General features: G+C 40.7%; 5 protein-coding genes and 1 tRNA gene. 4 read left to right on the top strand and 2 right to left on the bottom strand.

Annotated elements, in window-relative coordinates:
- The 4 genes from rpoD to Q0V26_RS11300 form a co-directional block, all read left to right on the top strand.
- Positions 1–1,418, top strand: a 1,418-nt coding sequence (gene rpoD / locus Q0V26_RS11315) for an RNA polymerase sigma factor RpoD (RefSeq protein ID WP_297481773.1), incomplete at its 5' end; no start/stop codon positions are given.
- A 182-nt stretch (positions 1,419–1,600) separates the two neighbouring features.
- Positions 1,601–1,676: transfer RNA gene (locus Q0V26_RS11310), tRNA-Ile, on the top strand.
- 499 nt (positions 1,677–2,175) lie between these two features.
- On the top strand, positions 2,176–3,588 hold the full coding sequence (gene pykF / locus Q0V26_RS11305) for a pyruvate kinase PykF (protein WP_297481772.1): 1,413 nt from the start codon (positions 2,176–2,178) through the stop codon (positions 3,586–3,588).
- A gap of 380 nt (positions 3,589–3,968) precedes the next feature.
- Positions 3,969–4,592: an FCD domain-containing protein gene (locus Q0V26_RS11300; RefSeq protein ID WP_297481771.1), complete on the top strand. Its 624-nt coding sequence runs from the start codon at positions 3,969–3,971 to the stop codon at positions 4,590–4,592.
- A gap of 73 nt (positions 4,593–4,665) precedes the next feature.
- Here Q0V26_RS11300 and ilvN read toward each other — a convergent pair whose 3' ends face one another.
- Positions 4,666–5,163, bottom strand: coding sequence for an acetolactate synthase small subunit (gene ilvN, locus Q0V26_RS11295; RefSeq protein ID WP_297481770.1), 498 nt, complete (start codon positions 5,161–5,163; stop codon positions 4,666–4,668).
- A complete protein-coding gene (locus tag Q0V26_RS11290; RefSeq protein ID WP_297481769.1) occupies positions 5,163–6,881 on the bottom strand; it encodes an acetolactate synthase 3 large subunit in 1,719 nt (572 codons plus the stop codon). The genes ilvN and Q0V26_RS11290 overlap by 1 nt, the downstream gene beginning before the upstream one ends.
- Positions 6,882–7,186: the final 305 nt, after the last annotated feature.

Below are 7,186 nucleotides of genomic sequence, written 5' to 3'. Positions count from 1 at the left end.
AGTTTGACAAAGTTGAAGCCGATGAACTTCGTCTAACTGATATCATTTCAGGCTTTGTTGATCCAAACGAAGAAGCTACTGCAGCACCAACAGCAACACACATTGGCTCAGAGCTAAGCGAAACCGATCTTGAAGATGAAGATAAAGATCTTGAAGACGATGACGACGATGACAACGATAGTGAAGACGAAGAAGAAGACGATGGCAGCATCGACCCAGAATTGGCACGTGAAAAGTTCTTAGAGCTTCGCCAATCCTATGAAAAAATGGCCTTAGCTATTAATACTAATGGTCGTCAACACGCAACAACTGAAGTTGCCGTTGAAGAGTTGTCAGAAATCTTCAAGCAATTCCGTCTAATTCCAAAGCAATTTGATCGTCTAGTTAGCTCACTACGTGACTCAATGGATAAAGTTCGCACTAACGAGCGTCTTATCATGCGTATGTGTGTTGATAACAGCAAAATGCCAAAGAAAACATTCATTAGCTTATTTGCAGGCAATGAATCAAACAGCGATTGGATTGATACCGCACTAAACTCAGGCAAACCATATGCTGAACGTTTAAAGAACTATGAAGAAGATCTTCGTCGTTCAACGTTAAAGCTGCGCATTCTTGAGCAAGAAACGGGTCTATCTATTGAGCGAATCAAAGACATCAGCCGTCGCATGTCAATCGGTGAAGCAAAAGCGCGCCGTGCGAAAAAAGAGATGGTTGAAGCAAACTTACGTCTTGTAATCTCTATCGCTAAAAAATACACCAACCGTGGTCTACAATTCTTGGATCTGATCCAAGAAGGTAACATCGGCCTAATGAAAGCGGTTGATAAATTTGAATACCGTCGTGGTTACAAATTCTCAACGTACGCAACATGGTGGATCCGTCAGGCAATCACTCGCTCAATCGCTGACCAGGCACGTACTATTCGTATTCCTGTGCATATGATTGAAACCATTAATAAATTGAATCGTATCTCACGCCAGATGCTTCAAGAAATGGGTCGTGAGCCATTACCAGAGGAATTGGCTGAACGCATGCAAATGCCGGAAGACAAAATCCGCAAAGTACTGAAAATTGCTAAAGAACCAATCTCAATGGAAACCCCTATCGGTGATGATGAAGATTCACACCTAGGCGATTTTATTGAAGATACAACACTTCAACTTCCAATGGATGCTGCAACTGCAACTAACTTACGCGCGGCAACTAACGACGTACTTGCTGGGCTAACGCCACGTGAAGCAAAAGTACTTCGTATGCGTTTTGGTATCGATATGAATACCGACCACACGCTAGAAGAAGTGGGTAAGCAATTTGATGTTACTCGTGAGCGTATTCGTCAGATTGAAGCGAAAGCATTACGTAAATTACGTCATCCAAGCCGTTCAGACGTACTTCGTAGTTTCCTTGATGAATAAGTAAACTCGATAACATTATCGAAAAAAAAGCGAGCCTCGAGCTCGCTTTTTTATTATCGGTCATAGCAATATTGAATTGTGAATAAGTCCATAAAACACATCTAACTGTTGAAAAAACAAACGATTTTATAGCATTAATCACTAGACAAGTACGATCCCATCCCCTATAATTTTCCGCATATGGCCCCTTAGCTCAGTGGTTAGAGCAGGCGACTCATAATCGCTTGGTCCCCAGTTCAAGTCTGGGAGGGGCCACCAAATTCGAAAAAGCTGAAGTATTTTAACTTCAGCTTTTTTCGTTCTAGCCCCATAAATATTTTCTTCCTCTTCCAATGTAACCACACCACTAAAAAAATCATAAAACACACTGACACTTGATAAATAGCAAAGCTTTATTTTTATTTTCCCACATAATCATCATTTTTATCTCACGCGTGATATTGACAATGAACAGCTATATCTCAGGGTGCCAAATGGTGGAATATCTGCTATAATCCTGCGCTTGAATATTAGGGCTGCAATCAATGTTATAGAGGCATTTATCTACTTGTTTAATAATAACAATATATTTAATGCCACTTAAGATCACCTAGAGATGAGCTTTACAAAAGCGCACTAACGCTTTTTTAAAGTAATATTTAAAGCGTTTTTTATTTATTCATTACTCATTATCGGCACCTAGCAGCATGTTGATGCTCTGATCATGATTAATGTTAATTTTCCCTTGGGTTAAAAGTTCGTCCGGAGAGTATCCTCAATGAAAAAGACCAAGATCGTATGTACGATTGGACCAAAAACTGAATCTGTAGAAATGCTTACTAAACTAGCGAACGCTGGTATGAACGTAATGCGTCTTAACTTCTCACACGGTGACTTCGAAGAGCACGGTCAGCGTATCACTAACCTACGTGAAGTTATGGCTAACACAGGCAAAGAACTAGCAATCTTGCTAGATACTAAAGGTCCTGAGATTCGTACAATCAAACTAGAAGGTGGTAATGACTTCACTCTAGTAGCTGGTCAAGATTTCACTTTCACAACAGATACATCTGTAGTCGGTAATCAAGACCGTGTGGCTGTGACTTACCCTGGTTTTGCTAAAGATCTAGTAAAAGGCAACATTATCCTTGTAGACGACGGTCTAATTGAAATGGAAGTGTTGGAAACAACAGAAACTGAAGTTAAGTGTAAAGTACTTAACAGCGGTGACCTAGGCGAAAACAAAGGTGTTAACCTTCCTGGCGTTTCTGTAAAGCTTCCAGCTCTTGCTGAAAAAGATAAAGCTGATCTTAAATTTGGTTGTGAGCAAGGCGTTGATTTCGTTGCTGCATCTTTCATCCGTAAAGCTGAAGACGTACTAGAAATCCGTGCTCTACTAGAAGCAAACGGCGGCGCTGATATTCAAATCATCTCTAAGATCGAAAACCAAGAAGGTGTTGATAACTTTGACGCTATTCTTGAAGCATCTGACGGTATCATGGTTGCTCGTGGTGACCTTGGTGTTGAGATTCCAGTTGAAGAAGTTATCTTTGCTCAAAAGATGATGATCGAGAAGTGTAACCGCGCTCGTAAAGTCGTTATCACTGCAACACAAATGCTTGATTCAATGATCAAGAATCCACGTCCAACACGCGCAGAAGCGGGTGACGTTGCTAACGCAATCATGGATGGTACTGATGCAGTAATGCTTTCTGGTGAATCAGCTAAGGGTAAATACCCAATCGAAGCTGTGACTATCATGGCGCAAATCTGTGCACGTACAGATAAAGTACTTAAAGCTGAGCTAGGTTCACGTCTAGATAGCCCACGCCTACGTATCACTGAAGCGGTATGTAAAGGCGCAGTTGACACAGCAGAGAAACTAAACGCTCCGCTAATCATCGTTGCAACTGAAGCAGGTAAATCTGCTCGTTCAATCCGTAAGTACTTCCCAACAGCACGTATCCTTGCTGTAACAACAAATACTAAGACAGCTGCTCAACTATGTCTTTCTAAAGGTGTTACACCTGTTATTGTTGATGCAATCGACAGTACTGATGCATTCTACCTACGCGGTAAAGAGTTAGCTCTTGAAACTGGCCTAGGTACTAAAGGCGATATCGTTGTTATGGTTTCTGGCGCACTAGTTGCTTCAGGTACAACCAACACTGCATCTGTTCACGTACTATAATTGTTCGTAAATAGACACTAAAAAAGGGAGCTTCGGCTCCCTTTTTATTTGTTTGCCATTCTCTACATGTGACACGCACCTCCCCCCGCATCAGTCATGACATCATTACTATTTATAAATTAATAGGCATAAAACAGCATTCATATATTTATATTATATAACCAATATCTCATAACAGTAACATTCCAGCCATCAATTCATTTTAATCATTGTTTATCACTCTCTTTAATGTTTAAGCAATAAACAAAGCCAGTTATACTCCTAATCAATGGACACTTATACATTCATAACGGCTAACAAAAGTTGTGTTTGGGTAGTGTCGAATAAATATAACAACAAAGAGGGAAACAGTGTCCAGTCCTACGCAAACGAATAAAATCATGGAGGTCATACGACAAGACATTTTACTTGGTAAATTGACGCCAGGACAAAAACTTGTTGTTGCCGATTTGAAAGAACATTATCAAATCGGTGCATCACCTATTCGTGAAGCCTTAGTCCAATTATCGTGGAAAAAGTATGTTAAATTTGCACCACAAAAAGGTTGCTGGGTAGCGCCTGTCTCTGTGGAAGAACTAACAGATCTTTTTAATGCTCACCAATTAATTTCACATGAATTATTAAAAAAAGCAATTTTACAAGGCGATGAAGCTTGGGAACTCAATATTCTCACCAGTTACCATAAATTAAGCCGCCTCAACCCAACCTCCGATAATGCTGATCTCTCGGAATGGGAGCAACGGCATGGTGATTTTCATATTGCTATTTTATCGGGCAGTAATTCACCAGTATTACTTGATCTTTACCTTGATATTTATGAGCAACTTAAACGTTATCGTCATATTTGGCTAAGTCAATCTCGTGATAGCGAAAATCGTTATCATGATGGTGGAGAACATGAAGCGCTAATGAAAGCAGTCTTAAATCGTGATGTTGAACTGGCACGAACGATCATGAATGACCACTCAAAAAATGCAGTTAGTTCAGTGAGTCCATATCTCTAGTTTTACTGTAACAATTAAACAGCAAAAACCCATGCCACATTTATGTCATGGGTTCTTTGTTCATATTCTAAGATTATGCTTTTAAAGCACGTTCACCACGAGCCAATCCGACAATACCGCTACGGGCCACCTCAATAATCTCTGTTGCTTCACCCACTGCAGCTAAAAACGCATCTAATTTTTCGCCAGTTCCCACCAATTGGATCGTATAAATCTGACTGGTTACATCAACAATTAAACCTCTAAAAATATCAGCGGTACGTTTCACCTCTGCTCGCGCAAAACCACTGGCTTTGACTTTTACCAACATCAATTCCCGTTCAATATGATCTGACGCCGTGACATTACTGACCTTTAAAATATCGATGAGTTTATGCAATTGTTTTTCAATTTGCTCATACGCGGCTTCGTCTTCAACATGAGTGGTAATATTTAACCGTGACAAGGTAGGATCATCCGTTGGAGCAACGGTTAATGACTCGATGTTGTAGCCACGTTGAGAAAATAACCCTACTACCCGCGATAAAGCCCCTGGCTGATTCTCAAGCAAGACTGAAATAATTCTACGCATTATGTACGCTCCGTTTTACTTAACCACATATCACTCATTGCACCACCACGGATCAACATCGGATATACATGCTCAGTTTCATCAACACTAATATCGATAAAGACCAATTTATCTTTCAATGCCAATGCTTGCTCCAATTGCTGATCTAGCTGTTTAGGATCAGAAATACGCACCCCTACATGCCCATAAGCTTCAGCGATAGCGGCAAAATCAGGCACAGAATCCATGTAAGATTGGGAATGACGGCCTTGATAAATCATATCTTGCCATTGTTTCACCATGCCAAGAAAACGGTTATTAAGGTTAATGATTTTTACCGGAATATCGTATTGCAATGCTGTTGAAAGCTCTTGAATATTCATTTGAATACTGCCATCGCCAGTAACACACACCACATCAGCATTCGGTAATGCAAATTTAACCCCCATTGCAGCAGGCAGGCCAAATCCCATGGTGCCAAGACCGCCAGAATTAATCCAACGCCGAGGTTTATCAAACGGATAATACAAAGCAGCAAACATTTGATGCTGACCGACATCAGAAGTGACATAAGCATTACCGTCAGTAAGACGATACAAGGATTCAATCACTTGTTGCGGCTTAATTCGGTCCGTTGTGGTGTCATAACGTAGGCATTGACGTTGACGCCATGTCGATATTTGTTGCCACCATGGCTGTAATGCTGCTTGATTATCAATATCGTCTTGCTCATTAACCAATTTCAGCATACATGTCAGCACAGTATCAGCTGAGCCTACAATAGGGATATCAACCGCCACCGTTTTTGATATCGATGACGGATCAATATCAATGTGCATAATGGTTGCATTAGGGCAGTATTTTTCAAGATTATTGGTGGTGCGATCATCAAACCTCACTCCAATTCCAAAGATAAGATCTGCATTATGCATTGTCATATTGGCTTCATAGGTACCATGCATACCTAGCATCCCCAAACATTGCTCATGCGTTCCCGGAAAAGCACCAAGTCCCATTAATGTATTAACCACAGGAATATGTAAGCTTTCCGCTAATGCTATTAATTGTTCGCTGCAATTAGACATAACCGCGCCACCGCCAACATACAGTACAGGTTGCTTGGCGGCTAATAAGGCTTTGACCCCCCGCTTAATCTGACCTTTATGACCTTGAGTAGTGGGATTGTAAGAACGCAGTGCTATCGATTCTGGATACTGATAGGGATAGTTTTCTGCTGGATTAAGCATATCTTTAGGAATATCAACCACAACAGGTCCAGGGCGACCACTAGCAGCGATATAAAATGCTTTTTTAATAATAGTGGGGATATCTTCCGGTTTTGTTACCAAAAAGCTGTGCTTTACGACGGGGCGTGAGATACCAACCATATCGCACTCTTGAAAGGCATCATTACCAATCAGGTTACTCATTACTTGGCCTGATAATACAACCAGTGGGATTGAATCCATATAGGCAGTAGCAATACCCGTAATCGCATTTGTTGCACCAGGGCCTGATGTAACAAGAACAACACCAACATCACCCGTTGCTCTAGCGTAACCATCCGCCATATGCACAGCGGCTTGCTCATGACGCACAAGCACATGCTCAATATCGCTTTTTTCATGTAAAGCGTCATAAATATCAAGAACCGAACCTCCGGGATAACCGAAGATATGCTTAACGCCTTGATCGATCATTGAACGAACGACCATCTCTGCGCCAGACAACATTTCCATATTTTGTCTCCAGATCGTGAAACATAGTTAGGGCTTATTTTTAGCCTAATAAAAAACATGAATACTCATGCTATGTTTATCATGGTTATAATAATAACCACGAATAACTGTAACAACCTTAACGCTTTTGCAGCATTCATTGCTAGGGCAAAAGACAAGTTTACGGTTTATATCTATCAGATCTAAAATTGTTAATGTTTTATATAGATATTAGTAAACTCAGCACTACCAACGACCACTATTCGATGCGAATTCAGAATATCCATCTTTGCTCAACTAAAAAAAAAGAAGCCTTGAAGGCTTCT

It is taken from the genome of uncultured Photobacterium sp., from assembly GCF_947039875.1.
Lineage (GTDB): Bacteria > Pseudomonadota > Gammaproteobacteria > Enterobacterales > Vibrionaceae > Photobacterium.
Note: the sequence above shows the minus strand (reverse complement) of the source record. Positions and strands in the feature narration are given on the sequence as shown.